This is a genomic window from Amycolatopsis sp. EV170708-02-1 (assembly GCF_022479115.1).
GTDB lineage: Bacteria > Actinomycetota > Actinomycetes > Mycobacteriales > Pseudonocardiaceae > Amycolatopsis.
Genome location: NZ_CP092497.1, coordinates 4,390,270 through 4,409,377 on the forward strand (window position 1 = coordinate 4,390,270; position 19,108 = coordinate 4,409,377).

General features: G+C 65.7%; 3 protein-coding genes. All 3 read left to right on the top strand.

The annotated features are described in order from the left end of the window. Positions 1–89: 89 nt before the first annotated feature. The 3 genes from MJQ72_RS20090 to MJQ72_RS20100 are packed head-to-tail and all read left to right on the top strand — an operon-like array spanning position 90 to position 18,453. Positions 90–9,431: a hypothetical protein gene (locus MJQ72_RS20090; RefSeq protein ID WP_240600903.1), complete on the top strand. Its 9,342-nt coding sequence runs from the start codon at positions 90–92 to the stop codon at positions 9,429–9,431. 35 nt (positions 9,432–9,466) lie between these two features. Further along, positions 9,467–17,956, top strand: a complete 8,490-nt coding sequence (locus MJQ72_RS20095) for a hypothetical protein (protein WP_240600904.1) — start codon at positions 9,467–9,469, stop codon at positions 17,954–17,956. Then, the gene (locus MJQ72_RS20100; RefSeq protein WP_240600905.1) at positions 17,938–18,453 is read left to right on the top strand and encodes a hypothetical protein; all 516 of its coding nucleotides are present in this window, start codon (positions 17,938–17,940) and stop codon (positions 18,451–18,453) included. The genes MJQ72_RS20095 and MJQ72_RS20100 overlap by 19 nt, the downstream gene beginning before the upstream one ends. Positions 18,454–19,108 lie beyond the last annotated feature (655 nt).

A 19,108-nucleotide genomic window follows, 5' to 3' on the forward strand; every position in this document is an offset into this window, starting at 1 on the left:
GGGTGGATGGTCGATCCGGGGGCGGGGTGGTTGTTGGATCCGGGTGTGCTGGGGATGGATGTGGTGGGGGTGGGTTGGTGGTGTCTGGGGTGGGTGGGGAGGTGGTGGCGCGGGGCCGGGTGGAGGTGGGTTCGGGTGATGGTCGTGGTCTGGTGTTGTCGTCGGTGGATCGTGGGGTGTTGGTGGAGGCTGCGGAGCTGTTGGTGGGCCGGGCGTCGCGTGAGCTCAACACCGGGTTTGAGGGGGTTGGTCTGCAGTTCCTGGTGCAGGTGTCGCTGGATGAGGTGAACGGTCGTTTCCGGGTGATGGGGAATCTGCTGATACGGGAGCTGAGGACCGCGATCGTGGGTGTCTTGCGGGGCCTGGCGGCTGACCAGGCTGGTGATCTGCCGCTTTCGTGGAAGATCACCGCGGTGCCGGTGGATGACGGGGTGCAACGCGGGGGTAGCTGGGAGCTGGTGGCGGAGCCGGGCCCGCGTCGTCTGCTTGACGATTACCGGTCGCTGGACGAGTTCGAGGCCCCGCTTCTGGGGCTGGTGCGGTTGCCGTCGGCGAGTGATGTGCGGCGTATCGAGCTGATGGCCGAAGGCTATGTACCCAAACTGCTGAGCGCCCGGGACGACGAGCCGGACCTCGTCGCCGTCGTCCAGGTCGCCGGGACCGACGGTGTCCCCGGCTCCGGAAACGGTGCCGCCACGGTGCTGGAGAACGCGATCAAGACCGGTGTCACTCATGGCCTGGCCGCCGCACAAACAGCCGGGTGGACCGGTTTGCCCACACTCGAACAAGTGATGACCGCCCGCGTCACCATCCACACCGAACAACTATCCGAACCCGCCACCACCGACGTCGGCCGGGTCCGGGTCGAGGTCCGCTATCCCGGCGGCGACGCGATGGACCTCGACGACGAGGCCCCGCCGAGGGCACCACCACCGCACCAGGATGCGTCACCAGGGGTCGTGCTGGACACTTCCGCAGCGGGTGTGCGGGACGGGGCCGGGTCGCCGGTTGATGTGTTGTTGGTGGATTTGGTGGGTCCGGGTTTCGAGTGGTCGAAGGTTCTGCATGAGCCGTTGATCGATCCGGTGTCGGGTGTGACGGCGGGGGTGTTCTTCCCGAGGCCGGGTGAGGTGGGTGTGCTGCGGGCGGTGCCGCAGCGGAGGGCGTATACGGCGGCGGTCCACGGGAACGGGCGGGGAAGGTTCTCGTATTGGCTGACATCGGGGGACGAGGTGTGGATCGACACGGCGGGGCTCTTCCGGATCTTGCTGAGTGCCGGGCTGCCCGGGCGCGAGCACTGGGAACAGGTATCGGAGGTGTGGTTGCTCAGCTGCCGGGTGGCCGACCTCAGCCTCGGCAACCGGCTCGAGGAATTCGCCGGCCTGCTGACCGACGCCGGACACCCACGGCTGGTACGTGGCCCGGACACACCCGTGGAAATGCTCCCCGACGGATCACTGCGATTCCCCGACGGCGGCACCCTGAAAACCATCACACCACAACATTCGATAGAGACCCGCCTCCCACAGATCAAACAACCCAGCCAGACATCCACCGACACCGGCATCCAACTCAACAACGACACCGACGAACAAACCACCACAACCACGAACCAGACAGAACCCACAACAACCGGAGCGGAAGCCGGTGGCGCCTCGGTCGAGGCTGTTCCCCTGTTCACTGAAGGGTTGTCAGGCACTGCCCGAGATATTCGTCCAGGGGCGGTTGTTCGAACGTGGAGCGGCGATTTTTCAGTCAAAGGCAAACCGGAGCTTTCGGAGAGTGACCTGCTGGCGCTGGTCAAGCTCGCTACGGAATATGCTCGTGAGGTTGTCCGGCTTTGGCGTTCGGGGCGTGAACTGCCTGATATCCGGTTGCATCTCATTAGTCGTGGCAGGGTTCTGACAAAGGATGATGTTCTCTTCGTCTATCTGGAGAGTTTGTTGACTCGTGCGGTGAATGCTCTTGGTGGCGTGTCGATACCACTACGATTCACTCGTGTCGTTCACCCCGAGGGCGACTCGATCAAGGTGCGCGCCGAGATCAAGATTCACGCATCGCCCGCGCGGACCGTGGCCGGCTACCGCGCGGCGGACAGGCTGGAAGCGTCGTTCCTGGAAAGTCGTCCCGAATTTGCCGCCGTGGAGGCGGAGCGTGTGAGGTTGCAGGTAGGTGGTTTCGTCCAGGAGCTCGAGAGACTCCGGAAGGACCATGCGCTTCCCCTGGATCTCAGGCCGAAGCTCGCCATTGACGTGCACGCGCATGCCACGAGTATGGCCATGAGTATGGAGGCGGTTTCAGGTTTGACCCATTCGGTGGTCAAGGACGAGTTGGGCGACGACGCGGGAATCACGGCTGCGGATCTTATCCGGGAATCAATTGTTTTTGGTCAGGTCGAAAGTAGGGGTTCGGGAGTCTTCTTGGAGGTCACGGAGCCTGCGGGGATGGCCGTGGTTCGGCTGCCGCCGTGGATGAGTGGCCGGCTGATTCGGCGGGACAAAGAGGCTTTGAAGTGGGAAGGGCATTTCGGGAAGCGGTGGCCACCTTCGCTCGTCGAGTCTGAGCCTGGGCCTGAGTCTGAGCCGGGGCAGGATTCCGGGCGGCCGAAGGTGGAAGAGGTGGTGCGGAGCGCTGTGAAGGTAGCGATGGCGTGTAAGGCCGCCTCGCCTGCTTGGCAGATGCCGGACATCCGGTTGTGGATCAGGGCAGATCTCGAGGCGGGCAATGAAGTGCTTGATCGGATGTTCGAACATCTCGAAGGGCTCTTCCGGAATGAGATCAGGGCCCAGGGCGGTGACCCGGAGACGCTGGGGCTCCGTTTTACCCGGGAGGTCGCCGATGCGAAGACGCCCTCGTTCCGTCACGAGGGGGACGTCCGTATCTCTGTTCGTGAAACTCCGGAGCGGACTCTGCTGGAGTACGAAAATGTGAAGACGCTCACCGAGTATTTCGTCCCGAGCACGTCAGTTTTGCCGGTGACCGCGCAGGAACATATCGCGGCGATGCTGCTCGGATTCGTCCGGCAATGGCTGCAGGCCGGCGACGATGAAAAACCGGTTCTGGAGTTCGGTACGGCTAAACGGCGCCCCCGGCTCCGTTCGGCTTATGCGCGGGCGGTCTGGCATTTGGTGCGGCAAGGAGTCGCGGCAGCGCTTCAAAAGCTGGGGGACTCCACGCCTGCCGGGGAGATCTTGCGCAATTCGGTCCGATATACCCCGTACTACGACGCCAAACAGGCATGTGCCGTGTTCGATGTGCGCGAGCACGGTCAGACGTTGGAAGAAGGTCATGTGGCGGCCGCGCAGGCAGTCCGGGAATTGTGGGCTGACGAGAAGTGGGTTGTCAGGCGGGATGCCAAGCGGGTTGTCAAGCGGGTTGTCAGGCGGGCTGAAGGGAAGTTGTTGGCGGTGTGGAAGGGACAGTTCAAGGGGTTGGGGCCGAAGTCGACGGCGGTGTTCAGCGAAGCGATGGCGGAGCTTGAGGAGCAGGCGGGTCGTCTTAAGCGTGAGATCGAGCAGCAGCGTCCGGGGAGTGAGGATCGGGATATCCGGATAGTGGTGACTGGTTCTGGTCTTGTTGACAAGAAGGGAAAGTGGACCGCACGCGCGAAGACCGCTTTGAGCCATCTTGAGGGTCGGCTTGTTGAGTTCTTGGGAGGGATCGTGGTGCCCGTAACCAAGGCAGCCTATGGCAGCAAGAGTAGTGCTGAGGAAGCGGATGCTTCGATCATCGTGTATCCCGAGACGGGGATGACCGAGGATGATTATCGGAGCGATAGGCCGTTGGGATTGTTCTTTCTGCACTCGCAGAGTGCGCGCCTGTCTGTCGTGGTCGAGAGGCGTTTGCGGTTGAGAGTTCAGGGGTTTGTCTCCAGGTTCCTGCAGAGCGGCGATGGTGAACTGTCGATCGTGGTCACGGGTAAGGACATGTTCCTGCCTGGCCGCTTGGCGCGGGTGCGGGAGTTGGTCGAGGCGGCGGTCAGCGCGTATCCGGCGGACATGCGGAATTCTGTGATCGAGAAGATCATGCGGCATGTGCGATTCGTGAGTGATGCTGGGCTCGTCCTCGATGGAGGCGCGCATGTATGGATTGCCGAAACCGCCGGGGTCGACGAAGCTTCGATCGAACAGCAGGCACCCGCCACGACACACCCGGCGCGGCGCCCTGAGCGAGTTGCCGCCGAACGACCGGAGATTTCCGATGAGTTCGATCTGCCGGTCCTTGATCTCGGTTTGGCCCCCCAAGTCGATCCGGATGGAGATGACGTGCTGGTTGAGCACGCCGGAGATGAAACTTGGCGGGTTGCTCCAGGGGAGGAGGTGGGTCCGGGAAGTCCGGCAGCCGAGGTCGAACCGACTCCCGAGATCGATGATGTGGCGATGGGGGAATGGATCGACTTCGGGGGCGACGCACAGAACGCGCGATCGGCCGCCGAGGCGGAGGTAAACGACATGTCGGCGTTTGAACCGTTCATGGATCAGTGGGACGAGGGGATGGCTGCGCTCGTCGCCGAGCTGGCGGCTCAACTCGGCGTGACCACGGGCAACGCCGAGTTGCCGGAGCACACAGGCGGGCCGGTCGATTCGCCGGGGCCGGGCGGAGAGGAGGCCGCCGGGACCGGTGCAGTGGTACCTGCAGTTTCGCAGACTGCCCAAGAAGTGCGAGGGCCGCCAGTGTCCGGCGCCGAGGCCGGTCAACCTGGGTCTCGTGAGTCGTCCGAAGGCCTGTACGACGATAGTCCGGATCGCGAGCCGGGGCCGGCCGGGGCCGGGCCGTCCTCCGTCATGGGGCCGGACGACGAGAGGTCGGCCCCGCCTGCGCATCCGGCGGTCCCGGCGATTCCCGATGCGGCAGCACCCTGGCCCGGCGTGCAGCCCGTTCGGCTGGCGCAGGGCAAGATCATCGACCCCCATTCGCCGATCTTGTACCGGGAGGGCCTCGAAGCACTGGTCGCAGGTGCTCGGGCACTGGTGCACGGGGCGATGACCGGGCCCAACGCCGGACGGGAAGCTCTCGACGTGCGGTTCACGGTGAATATCCCGCCGAGCCGGCAGGCGGACAGGTATTTCGCGAACGTGGTCACGATCATCAAACGAGAGCTCTCTGCCGCCATCGAGGCTGTCCTGCTCAGGGATTTCCCGGTTGATCACGATCGACCGTCCAGCTGGAATTTCACGCCAGTGCAACTCCGGGGTACAAAGGAGAGCCGTGGTGATTGGGAGCTCGTCGTGCATCCGAGCCCCCGTCATCCGATCGCTTACTACCGGTCGCTGACCGAGTGGACGGCGCAGGGAATCGGACCTGCGTCCGTGCTCACCGAGGCCGATCGAATGCGCGTCGAGTGGATCGGTGAAGGGCTTGTCGACGCGGCCTTGTCCGCGCCCGCCGACAGGCAGCCGAAGTTGCTCGGCAAGGTTCACGTCTACGCAACCGGGGCCCAGGCCATACCTGAGGACGACCCGCGGACCGCGATCGTGCGTTCGGCCATCGCGACGGGCGTCCGGCGCCGGCTGGCCGAGACGAGTCCGGCGGGTGGAGGGTCCCGGACGGCTGAGCAGATCCTGGCTCGTGTCGATGTGAGGGCGATCGAGCACCGCGACGCGAATCCCAGACTTGGCACGTACCAACTCAAGGTCGAACGTGCCCAGACTGGTTCCGTGGACCGACGTGTCCCTGCCGAGTCAGGGCCAGTCGATCGTCTTATCGAGTCCGAGGTCCTGGCGAGCGGGCAGTTCGCAGACATCATGTCTCCGCGTTTCGCACCCAGCGAGCTCGAAGCCTTGGCTGAAGCCGCTCAGCAAGTCCGGGCCCTGGTCGAAGCCGGGTTCAGGTCGATGGACGTGCTGGTCGTTCTGTTCGAGGAGGACAGGGCGACGGAGGTTTACCGGCGGGCGTCGGTTGCCATTGGGCGTGAAATGACTCGGCTTGTCGACGATGTCCTGACCGCGGCCGGATCTCCTCTCCGAGCAGAGGATTTGACATGGAACGTGACGCCTCGGCTTGCTCGGGAAGTCGGGCCGGACCAGCGCGGCCGGTGGGAGGTTCGGCTTCTCCCCACCGCCCTCTCCGAGGAACGGTCATCGCTGAATCAAGACGTGCCCAGACCTGGCCTGACCCCGCGGCTGGCCGAGGAGGCAGAGGAGTTTCGAGCGCATCGTGCTCGAAGGAGCCGCGACGGAAATGCGATCGATCGCTCGGAGTCACAGCGTCGGTTCACAAGCCGATCTCGCCGTGACGAAACGGAGCCGTCGGCGCCCGAGGTTCCCAGATTCACGCGGCGCAGTGGTACCGATGAAGTGATCGATTCGAGTCCGGAGTTGCTCGAATCCTCGGGCATTATCCTGGATTCGCCTTCGGCGGAGCCGCTGGAGGATGGTTCGATGCCGACTCCGAGCAACGACGAGCGTGAGGAGATCGCGCCCGGGCGAGCGGCCGCGGAATTCGAACCGATCGGCAATAACGCCGGCGGTATCGCGTTCTCGTCCGATCCGGCCACGATCGCCGCCTGGCGGGCGCTCTATGACAGGATGCACACCTCTGAACCGCTTGGCATTTCGAAAGTTTTCTATGTTTTCGTTGATGCTGTCCCCGGCGGAGTCGGTTTCGACGGCCAGGTGTTCACTGAGGCGGAGTTAGGTGAGCGTGTCGCGCGTTCCGCGGCGTTCCAGGTGGTGTCCCAGCGGCCGAACGTGTCGGTAGTGGTGGTGGGAGCCTCCTCGGATCGCTTGGGTGAGTTCCGGAAGTTCGCCGACGCGTTGCGTGGCGACGGCCCGTATCGCGACGTCGAAGTGGTGAACGACGACATCGGCGCGATCGAACAGGTGTCGATTCCTCGGGCCGGTGACGTGCGGTGGAAGCAACTGGGGAACGCCGATGGCGAGAACGTCGGCATGGGCTTCGTGACCGCCGGATGGGGCGGCAAGATGGACTCCTCTGTGCGGGCGTCCTCCCGCTATACGGATCCTTTCTTGGTCGAGCAAGACCCCGTGTCGAGGACCGACGCAGCGGTCGTGCAACCGTGGGCACCGACCACCGAAGCCTCCCGGACGTCCGCGGTACGGATCTACCTGCAGAGTGACGGCACCCGTTACGTCGTACCTCTCGCCGGTGGCAGGAAGGCCCGGCTGGCACCGGAGGTGTACGCGGAGTGGTTACTGAGCGTGGAGTACTTCCGGAAGGCGACCGGTGGCCCGGTCCGGCCGCCGTTGATCGTGCTGACCCACTTCACCCGAGCCGCGAAAGCAGACGGCGGTCTCAACGCGCGGTTCCTGGCAAAGCTGGGGCCATGGCAGAGCTTCCACTATTCCGGTGCGATCGGCTTCCAGACAGAAGTCGGTATGCCGGTCATCATCAAGGGCGGGCACGTCGTCGAGAGGCACCTTGAGTTCGGCGACGTCGCGTTTGTTTCGGCCGAGCCGGTTTTCGGATTCCCCACAGACGGCAGCGGGTTTGCCCGTCATCCTGGCGTGATGGGGCAGAACGGCCCCGTCGTTGCGCACGGTGACGCTGACAGGCTGGCGGCCTTCGGCACCGCATTGGCCGTGGGAACCCACCGGTTCCCCGGTCCATGGGGTGACCGGCTACCGCTGATCATCTCGGTCGAGGGACATGGCAGATACGCGAACTTCAGACTGCCCAATGGACAGCTCGTTGAAGTCGGGGGGCGCGAGGCCGCCGAACTATGGTTGGCTGCCCCCGGTATCCGTCGCGCCCTGGGTGAGAATCCAGGCCGGCCGGTGGTGATCATCGGTGACGATACGGGCATTCCAGCGGCGATCGGCGGGTTCGGATACGACTTTGCGGGAGCCATGCGGAGGGCGGGCTTCTTTAACGACGTGTTCGCACACTCAGGACCCGCAGCGGACATGGATACAGGCTTCTCCCTGGTGTCGCTACCGCGCGCGGGCGATGTCAAGACCTTGGCGCTGCGAAGTGCCGCGGGCCGGCTGCTGGCGATACTTGTGCGTTTCCCTGGCGATGACGCCATTGTGCGAGAGCTGCAGGCGTGGGCATGGAACTCCACGCCCGAGTCTCTGTGCAAGGTCACGAAACTCGACGGAGATTGGGCAGGTTCGCGGCAGGTCAAGACTCCCTGGGAAACAATCCCGGGTTTCATTTTCACCGGCGACAGGTTCATCCTCAACGACAAGGACAGTACGGACGCCCCGCTGTCACAGCGGGCGCTGGCCCGCGTGCTGGCGGACGACCCGGAGGTGAGGGAACTCCTCGGCTACACGGTGGAGAAGCCGATTGTGATCGCAGACCTGGTCGGTGACACACCCCGGTTGGAAGAGCTCTCCGAGGTGCTGCATTCCGTCGGCGGTTACGCGCGTGAGATCTATCGTCCTCTCGGTGACATGTTCTTCGAGGCCTCCGGTGGAATCTTGGTTGACGACCAGGGTTTCGACAAGGTCGCTGCCCCGGACCCTTCGTCTTACCAGGTGGTGAGCTACGAGTTGGCCAACCGGGAGCTCGGCACGTTCGGACAGTTCTTCATCAGAGACATTTTCGACGCCGGCATCATGTACGTCAGCGGATTGCTGTCCACGGCCGCTTCGTCGCGGTACTACGTGCGCGAGGTGCTGGAACCGGACGGTCGAGGCGGCTGGCGACGCCGGGCCCGGGCGGTCAAAATGCCGTATGAAAGGCAACCGTGGGTAGTTGATGGTCATGGGGAGGCCGAGGGGCTGGATTTCCGGCTCCGCACCGATGATCCCTTCCGGCATGGTGATGAGGTGTCCGCCCCGGGCGGCCCCAGCGCGAACATCATCAAGAACAGCAGAGTCTTCAGAGAAGCGGGGCCGAAGACGGGACACGCGGAACTGTTGTTCCTCAACTGCTTGATCAACAAGATCGGTGCGGATGGTGCCTCGGCTGCCTACCGGCTCCATCAAGCTTGGACGAGATCTGGTGCAACGGCCAACGTCTGGGCGGCCAATACGGTCGTCGCCGTGGGGGGGAAGGTGCGATGGGTTCAGCAGGGAGGCTTCTTTGGCAAAGCCGTCGCGCCCGGCGAGCCACAGACACAGCCGGTTCTTTCCTCCGCTCCAGAAGCGCTCCGCGCCGCCGCCTTGGTGCAGACCAAGATCCACATAGCGGAGGCGGAGAGGGCCCTCGCGGCTCTCGATGCAGCTGATGGTATTGGGGCGTCGGCAATGGTCTCGTCCGGCACCAGGTCTGGCGAACCGCCCGAGGCCGGCACCAAACGGACCTTCGTGGATCTGCTGATCGAGGAGGTGTTCGGGAATCGGTCTCGGTTCGGCGAACAGGTGCCGCCGGAGTTGGTGGATGAGGTCTATTCGGCGCACCGGGATCTGGTCGACGAGTGGTTGCGCCGGCACGCCGGCACCCCCGGGCAGGCGACGAGTTCGCACAGATTTGGGCGGGTCCGAGACTGGCGGCGTCGCGGGCAGAGCTGGAGCAAGCGCTGACCGGATCGGCGGCACGGGCGGCGTCGGCCGAGCGTGTGATCGAGTTCCGCGAGAAGTCGTCCTGGAGTGAGGAGCTGCTGGCCACGGCCGAGTGGAGTCAGAAGCCGGGGGTGTCGGGTAGCCTGCGGGACGCCGCACGCGAACTGCTTGATCTGCCGGATATGGGACTTTCCGGTGAGGCCGCCGTACGTGCCGACGTGATGGCGGAGAATCTGGAACTCCTGGTCATCAACGAAGGGTTGCGGCAGGACCCGAATCTCGGCCGCGTGACCGACGGGAGCGGCGAGTTCTTCACAGCGCCCACGATGGCCGCGTTCGCCGACGACCTCCGGCGTCGATACCAACGGGCGAACGGCGAGGAATCCGGCTCACACGAATTCCACCGGGACGATGGGCCTGCGCTGTGGCAGACGCGCGAGTGGCTGGCCGAACTGGACGCCGAACGCAACCAGGCGATGAGCGCCGCGAGGACCGCGGTGCGCTCGTTGTTCGGCCCGGATTTCGCCCGTGGTGATGTGGAACGCGGTCTGCTCGACGACCTTGTCGACCTGGTGGTGGGCAGATTCGGAGTGGCGGCTTCGGCGGACCTTTCCGCCGAAGTGCGCCGACTCGCCGTCGAGTTGCGTGCGGAGTTCGCAGCGCTGCGAAACGAGGTGGATATCCCGGCTTTCCTCGCTCAGGAACGGGTTCTGAGCCTCCGAGGTACGCGGGACCGCGCGGTGGAGCTCTTCTCCGTCCGCTCCCCGCGATGGCTTTCGGAGCTTCGGGCTGCCGTACCGGGTATCGCACGGACGTCTGGTGGTGCGGCGGAGCGGTGGCGCGCTGAAGCAAGGGAGAAGCTCGGCTTCGGTGTGGCGGGAGTGCCGCTCGCCGGCGACGTGGCACGGCGCCGGATTCGGATGCAGCGGTCGATGGTGGATCGGGTCGCGTATAACTCATACCGGCTCTCCCCGAGGTCCGGCCACCGGTTCGAGGCTGCCGACGCGGCGCGGGAATTGGACGCATTCCGTGCCCAGGCTCAGGAGCTGGAGGGGATCGCGGCGTCCGGGGCCACTCCGGAGGAGCTGAGCGACTGGTTCGACGCGTACGACACCCGGAACGAAGCCGCGTCGATATCGGCCTTCCTCGCGGTGGAACTGGTCGGCTCCGCCGATGCGGGGCGTGGTCAGGCATTGTTGGAGGAGGCGCGGACCGGCCTGGCGAAGCCGCCGTACACCCCAGCCGAAGCGAGTTTGTTCGAGGAAATGGGCAACGTCGTCACGGCGCGGATGCGCAACGGCATGCCGGAGGCTGACGCGCGCGCCCTCGCGGAGTCACTGATGAGCGAGTTCGGCGCGTTGCGTGGCGGGACGGACCCACCAGGCTTCGCTCCGTCGGCGTCGGTGGAACGACAGGTGAGTGGGCCAGCGGAGCTCAGCTCGCTGCACCGGCGGCCCAGCGCAGCGCTCGACCGGCTTTGGGTCACGGTGGGTGGGCAATCGCTGGCAGAGTTCGAAGCCGCGGATGAGCTGGCGCGTTCGGTGTTCGGGGATGTGAACGCCGTCGAAGGTCCGCTCCGGGCCTTCGCCGAAGACCTGGTACAGGCACACGGGCAAGCCCTTGCTCTCCTGATGAACTCGATCCGCGCCGAACCGGGCCGAACCGATGTATGGCTCCGGCGGTTCGCGGAGCAGTGGAGCAGTCCGGAGCTGAGAAATCTCCGGACGCTGGCCGAGCGGGTGCTACCGGAAGGGCAGGCTCCAGCTGTCCGGGTGATGATATTCCGGGCGGCCGATGACTGGCGTACCGAGTTCGAGGAGGCTGAATCGGAGTTGGCGCGGCCGTGGCGTGACGACGCGCGAACCGCGCTCCGGCTGCCGGTGCCGCATCTCGCCGGCCGGGTGGCACGGCGGGCCGCGGCTGTGCGCGCGGACATGGTGGACACAGTCGCGCTCCTGGCCTCGCGGACGCGTACTAGGGAGCAGCTGGGTAAGCCGACGAAGGACGAGAACGCCCTGGTGTGGCTGGCGGACGGGCTGCGGCGGCTGTTCGAGTCCTTGCTCGAGGACGAGGACTTGTTCGATCGCGGGCGCGATCTGGTTGATGCGTTCAAGACACAGCTGGTTGAGGGCGCGGTCAAGCTCAAGACGCTGAACGAATCGCTGTGGTCGCTACGTGAGGAACTGTCCGGGGTTCAGTTCGAATACAGCGGGGTTCCAGCCCTCGCCGCCCCGACGGCGGAGGTCGTACGCGGATTGGCTTCGCTTCGGGGGATGCCGCCGGCGTCGGCCAAGTCGTTGGAGAAGGTAGCGAGTGGCGTACGAGGGTGGGAGGAGGCGCTACCCGACCTTGTGGAACCGTCCAGGAATTTGGCTGTCCAGGCGGCCGGGTTGCGGGCAGCGGTGCTGGCGCTCGCCCAAGAGCTGGGCCGAGACGAAGCCCACGCCGAGTTGCTGGAGCTGGCCGAATCGTTGGCACGGGTCGGGCGTGGCGCGGGTGAGTTCCAAGCGATGCTGCTCTCCGTCACCCGAACCCTTGAGGCCGAGGCGGCCGAGTTCCGGGCAGCGCTGCCCGGACTCACAGCGTCCTCGAGGCAGGCCATGGTGAACCAGGGCAGGCGATGGCTGGGTATCGGTGAGGCCGTCCCGGAGTACAGCGCCGACGAGCGAGAACTGCTGGACGACCTGTCTCTGGCCGTGGGGCGTCGCTTGCACGCCACGGAGGAGTTCCGAAGCCGTGCTTCGGCGGAAGCTCAGTGGCTGCTGACGAACCCGCAAGCCGCCGGGTGGATGGCCGATGTCGCCGGCGGCAACGGGGCGACCAGCGGAGTGCGTGCGGTCCGGATGGCGGTGAGCGCGCTGGCTGGACCCGAAGCCGAGACGCCGTCGAGCAGAGCGGAGCGTCTGGAGCAGGTAGAGCGCTGGCGGCAGGAAGGACACCGGCTGCTCGCGGCGGCCGGGCACTCACCCCAGCCGGATACGGTTGCCGCTGTGGTCGGTTACAGTGCCCTGCACTACCCCTTCGAGCCTCAGTTGCACAACTTGGTGCAGGCCTCGCGGAAGGCGTTCAGCGCACTCCGAACCGGCAGGTTCCACCCGACGAGGGCGGTACTGTCGGAGATCGTGGGCACCCCGGTGCCGGGGCCAAGCCGGGAGACTGCTTCCTCGGAGGTAGTGCCGCCTCCACAGGCGGCGACGGTTGAGGAGGCACCGCCGCCGGCGCCTCCTCCCTCTCCCCAGACATCGGAGGGCGGCTCTGATCCGAGGGCCGGTCCGGAGGGGCCAGGCCTGCACAGGACGCAAGGGACCAGGCGTCTTCGGGACCTGTACATCGATGCCGGTTCCGACGCGGAACGGGGCGGGCCGGAAGGCGCAGTGGAAACGCGTGAGTTCGCGACGTCGACGGGGGCTGAGAGTGGGCTCGACCCGCTGCGGCTGAGCTACGAAACGATGGCTCGCGAGCAGGTCGCCGTCGCGACGGCACAGCTGGCGCGGATCGAGGACCCGGATGAGGTCTCGGCCTTGCGTGACGAGGCCAAGGTGCTGCTTGACGAACCGCCCGAGGTCATCCCTGGGGTCGGGGTAGCCGCAGAAGAACAGCGGGCCATGTACGACGCTCTCGTCACCGTCTTGGCTGGACAGTTGCATACCGCCCGCTCTTCGCAGCGATCGGAGCCGGACGGGGCCGAGCCGACCGCGTGGCTGGTGTCCGCGCCGATCCGCGGACTGGCCGAAAGGTTGCGGGTGTGGACGCCGAATGGGCCGGTGCCCGCTGCCAAGGGTGAAGGTTGGACCGCGGAATGGACGCTGGGGCCCGGACTGCGTTGGGAAAGCGCCGGTTTCACCGCGTGGCGCCGTCATCTCCAGGAGTCGGTGGATGAGTTCCGGCAGCACTGGCGTAATCAAGTCGCTTCAGGACAGGAAGTGCTGCGTAAACATCTGGCCGAGGACAGGGACCGCATTCTCGATCTTGCCACGAGGCGGCTGGGGCCGCGGCCGGCGCCGAGCCAGCGGCCGTTCGTGGATGTCCTGGCCGATCTCGCGCGGCAGGCCAATGACGTCGAGGAGCCGGCTACCCGGTGGGAGCACGCGCGGGCGGATGCCGTGGTGTTCCACGCCACGAAAGATGTTCCGGCGGACCTCGTGTGGCGGACCGGCATCTCTCGACAGCAGATCGGGCAGTTGTGGGAGTACATGGCACTCGCGCTGGTTCCGTTCGCTGCGCAGCTGGACGATTTGTCAGTCAAGGCGGCTGAGGCACGTGCGGAATTCGAGACCCGGGCGGCGGCTGATCGCCGTAGTTTCGAAGAGCGGATAGCGACCGACCCGACAAGTCTCGCGGATCAGACCTCGGCCGCGCGAGACAAGCTCGAGGAGCGGATCGCGGCCGATCGGACGAGTCTTGAGGAGCGCATAGCGGCCGACCGCTCGGGCCCTGCGTTACAGCTGGATACCAGGCGCGACCAACTGCTGAACGGCAGCGAGTTCGCCCCGGAGATCAGCTTCGCCGGGCTCCTGGAACACATGGCGACGGCCTGGCCAAGGGGCCGTGCCGACCGGCTGCGAGCCCTGTGGCGCGACGATTATCCGAAGTACACGCAGGAAGTGGAACGTCCGCCGTACTCAGGTCCGGTCTGGCCGAAAGCCGGGGCACCGGGTTCCACGGCCGTCTTGAACCAACTGTTCGACCGATGGTCGGCGGCGTTCGAGCAGGCCAGGGAATCCCTTGATGACCCTGACAATGTCAACGCACAGGAGTGGCGTACGCGGGCGGACGAGATGTGGGGGATCGAGCGCCGGGGGGTCCTTGATCCGGTAGCCGAGCGGGCATGGGGCTTGCTGTACGACGGGATGGTCGATCTCGTGGCGGACGCGGGCCGGGCGCGGGGGCAGCAGGCGGCGGACGCGGTAATGGCCCGCGTGTGGGTCGATCTCGTCGCGCACGGCGTGAACCGGTTCGTGAGCGGTGGCCCGGATGCTCGGACGGTGAGCGAGTATGCCTATCAATTGCCGGAGGAGGTCGCGCCGTTCTGGCGACACCGGGTGCTGGGTTGGGTAATACCGCCTGAAGGGGCGAGCCGCGCGCGGTTGCGGCGGTTGCGGGACGCACACCACGTGATACTGGACGCCTTGGCGAACCTCGCTTATGAGGACCGCGACTTGGCGGTCTCCAGGGTCGTCCGATTCGCCCCCACCGCCCTGGCCGTCGAGCCCGCCGAGCTGCTGCGGCTGATTCCCGTCGAGGATCTGGGAATGCAGGGGGACAGCGCGCACCAGACTCTGGATCGGCTGTTCGACAACGCCATCCAGCGTGCCCCCGATGAGGGCCCTGGCGAGGGCGGCCCATCCGGCCCGGCTCCCGGCCCGACCGGGCCACGGTATCCGCCGGATTCCGGTGATCGCCGCGTCGAGTCTCCGGAACCGGATCTGTACACCGCGAGTCCTTCTGGAAGGTCGAGTCCGGGCTTGGAACGGGGCGACGGGGGTCCTGTTGAGTCTTCGGAAGGCCAGGTGCCGGAGGCGCCGACGGACGAGAATTTGGGTCTGGCCGTTGGTGTGTCTGGTCCTGTTTCGGTGGAGGTGGTTGTCGGGGAGTTGGATCGGCTTGCGGGTGAGGAGTTCGCCAGAGGGCGGGGTGGTGTCGAGGGTTTGCTGGGGCGTGATCTGTTTGGTTTGCGGCGGGCTCCGCGGGCGCCGGTGAGTTTGCTGGGGTTGGATTATTCGGTGTTGGACGCGGCGCAGGGTATGACTCTTCTGGATCGGGTCGACATGCTTCGTTCGATGCCTGGTGCGGAGGAGGTGACTCCGGCGGCGTTGGCAAGTGTCGAGCAGAGGGTGTTGAGTGCGGACTGGCGGCCGGAGGAGTTGCTCCGGTGGGAGTCGCGGGGTGTCGATCCGAATACCTTGCCGGACAGGCGGGAGATTCCGAATACGTTGCACGAGATCTGGCTGGGTGGGCCGCTGGCGGGGTCGGAGGACGCTCGTGTTCGTCAGCGGAATCTCGTGGAGTCCGCCGCGAGGCTGGGGGGCCAGGGGGTGTTGTGGACCGACGTGCCGCGGGCGCAGATCAAGGCCGTGCTGGACGGTGATCCGGCGGAGTCCCTTGCCCGGGTGCGGGAGATGGTCGAGTGGGCGCGAGTGAACGGGGTCCGCCTGGTCAATGTCGACGAGGTGTTCAACGCCGACTCACCGATGCGGCTGGACCCCTATTTCCGCACCGAAATGCACAAGCTGTCCGTTCGTGGGTACGTCACGGCGTCGGATATTCTTCGGGTCGAGATCCTGCATCGGTTCGGCGGCCTCTATCTCGATGGTGACGACCTCGTGCAGGACGCGAGTGTCCTCGAACAGGTCAACAGCTCGCCGGACGGCTACGCCATAACCACGAACAAATCTGTTGTCGACGGCGTCGAAAGATGGGAGAACAACAACAACGCGATCGTCTTGGCCATGGGCCATCCGTTCGCCCGGGCCTATCTCGCCCAGATCGAGGAGAACTACGGACTGTCGCAGCACAACCTTTTGCCGCCAAAGATCATCTTCATGCGAAAGCAGATCTTTGACACGTCGGGCGGCAGGATGCGGCAGGACGAGGTCATGTGGTTGGCAGGGCCGGAGTTGTTCACGAAGCTCAGGAAGCGTATCGGCGTGGCATGGCTTCCGATAGTGCAAGGCGTTTCGATGAACAGCACTCTGAGCTGGGTGCAGCCCATGGGAGCCGAGAGGCGTTCCGCCGGTCCGCCGCTCGCCGCGTCGGAGGACTTGGCGGCGACTGTCGGGCTGACCGCGAAAGTTGTGCACACGCTGGTCCGCCAACTGTATAACCGCCCTGGCACCCTGCATCTGACCGCGGTGCGCGATGCGATCGCCCGGCATGCTGATCCCGATCTGGTCTTGACCGCCGCGGTGTCGTACCTGGCGAGCGTGCCGGAGTTGAGGTCCCGGGTCCGCACGGTCACGTTCCATCGCTTCGAGGGGGGCCGGTATGTGGCGATGCCGGTGCCCGGCGCCGTGGCGGCCCTGCTGACTCGTACGCCGGGGCCGGCCGTCGAATTCCTCGGTGAAGCCCTCTTTTCCGCGTCACTGGCTTCCGTCACGGCGAGCCAGGCGGGGCAGTCGCAGCGTTCCACCAGGCCTGTCGAGGAGCCGGGCGACATGGCCGCCGACATCGTGGCCAGGATCCCCGTCTTGCACGCGGAAACGTTGGCGAAGCGCCGACGCGAGTCCGAACCGGACCGGGAGAGTGGGGAGCGCTCGTCGAAGCGTCCGCACGGCGGACAGCCGGAAGGCCCGGTGCAGGAGGAGCCATCGCACATGCCGGAGCCCGATGCGCGTGAGGTCGTGGCCGACCTGCGGGGTCCGGTCGGGCCGGCAGAGGGAACTGATCCGGACGACGGCGGTTGGGTGCGTGTTGCGAAGGATCCGGTTCGGTGGGAGCGACCGGGCGAAAAGCAGTCCGATGCCTCGCCCAGCGGTGACCGCGCTGGGCAGGACTCGGTGCACGCGCGTGCGCTGCAGCTGGCGTTAGAATCCGATGTGGACGGTGCGGATCTGACGCCGGCGCAGGTGGAGGCGTTGGATTCGCGGGCGCGGTATCTGGTTGATCAGGCGATCGCCCGTATCGATCAGGGTCTCAAGCCGTCGTTGGTCACCGTGTTCGCGCTAGAAGGGGTCGCCCAGGCCACTGGAGTGGCTTCAGTGCTGTCCGAGCGGATCGCGGATCACGCGAGCCGGGTGCGGGGTGTGCCGACGACAGCGGCCGAGCTCGGTCTGGCGCCTCGGGTCGAGGTAGTGCCGGAGACGCCTGTTCCGTTGCCGCATCCGATTCTCGACGATCGGGGGTGGGCGCACAGCGTCGAGCGGTCGGCGGAGTGGATGGTGGACCCGGCGCCCCCGACCGCGGACCAGGTCGACGCCGCGCGGGCTGGGGTTGATCCGGCTGTTGTGTCGGCGGAGGATGTCGGGCCGACCGAAGCGCTTGTCAGGCCGGCGGTTGATGGTGGCCGCAAGGTGAAGTTACCGAGACCGTTCTGGCAGCCGATTGCTTATGATCTGCGCCGACTCGAGGTGTCGCCGGGCAAGTGGGTTCAGGAGTACACCGTGCGGCTGAACTTCGTGGCCGGCGACGGCAAGACCGATGTCACCGCGATGCTCGCCCGCACTGAGGCCGCGGTGGACCGGTTCTACAACAAGCCCGGCTATAGGTTGCCTGGCGGGGATGGATTCCGGGTGCGGGTGGAGCACGACCCGTCGGCGAGAACCATCACGGTGGACGCCGCGGGGACCAACAGCGATCAGCTCAGGTGGGCTGTCGATGCCGACGAAAGTGTGTTGGCTCATGAACTGGGTCATTTCCTGGGGTTGTACGACGAGTACGTCCGTGTGGTTCGTGACGCTGCCGGGAAGGTGGTCGGTACCTGGGTTTTCCGGGGAGCCGGTGCGAGTTGGGTTATCCGGGGCGGGAAGGTGGATGGTACGGGGGTCCTACGGGGGCTGGTGCGGGCCGGGTCGTCGATGACGGTGGAGGATTGTTCACCGCGTACCTGAACACCTATCTGCGAGATCGGAAGATGAAGGGTTCGAGTAGTGATCTTGCCGAGCCTGTGTTGATGCCACGCAACCTGTGGTTGCTGGAGAACCGGATGAGGACGTTCACCACACCGGTCGACGCTCCCGGTGGTTTCTTGTCTCGATCAGGGAACGCGCCCGTGAAGTCGACAGTCGACACCGAGCAGTTGCCGGAGCAACCGGATCAGGACGCCGAGGCGCCGGCCGACCGCGCTCCTGGCGACGGCGTGGAGTCGTCATACCCGGGTACGGAGCCAAAACTGGAATGGACGGGGAAATTTGACAATAGGGACGGACTGAAAACCAACGCTGGTCTGCTCGCACGTGTGAAGCCGCTCGCTCGAGAGTTGTTGCGGCTCGCCAACGAAGGGCGCGAGCCGCTCGATATCCGGGCGGTTCTGTTCATCGGGGGCATTACAACCGAGAAACGATCGACGGGTTCCTTCGATCGATCGACGAGCGCCTGCGTGCTCTGATCGACGAGGAACTCGACGCGCTGCAGGATGGCGTTCCGAATAGGCATACGACCGAGAGCATGCGTCTGTCTCTCACGGTCACCAGTTCCCGTGCCGGTGCCACTCGTCTCAGGCGGGTCGAGTTGTGGACGCATCCCGGTCCGGGAAGGCTGATCGCTGAGTACGGCGAACTGCGCGAGCTCGACGACTTGGAGTTCGCCGACCTGTCGGTGGTGCCGGTGGCACACGCCGAGCGCCTTCGGCGCATGGTCCGCGGTGCCGCGGCGGAGACGCTACTGTCAGGCGCCTGGCCCATGCCGACGTTGAGGATCCCGATCCGTAGCTTTGCCGACGAGTCGGAGCGTTCACTCGCCAATCGGAGAAAAGCTGTTACCGCGGTGGTCGGCTCCGCGGTCGAGGACGCACTCGCGGAGGCCAAACGGTCAGCGGGGACTCATCCGGAAGGCGAGCCAGGGCAGTTGGTCCCGGCCGATACCGTCTTGCCCAGCGCGGCGCACCTCCTGCCTCGTGTGGAGGTCATCCTCGATCGTGACAGGCCGTCGGAGCCGGGGAAGACGACGTTCAAGGCCACATTCGCGCCGGACACACCACAGACGCCGGAATCCGTCGGCGACGGAGATGCCGCTGTGCCGGACGTTCCGCCGATTCCCACAGG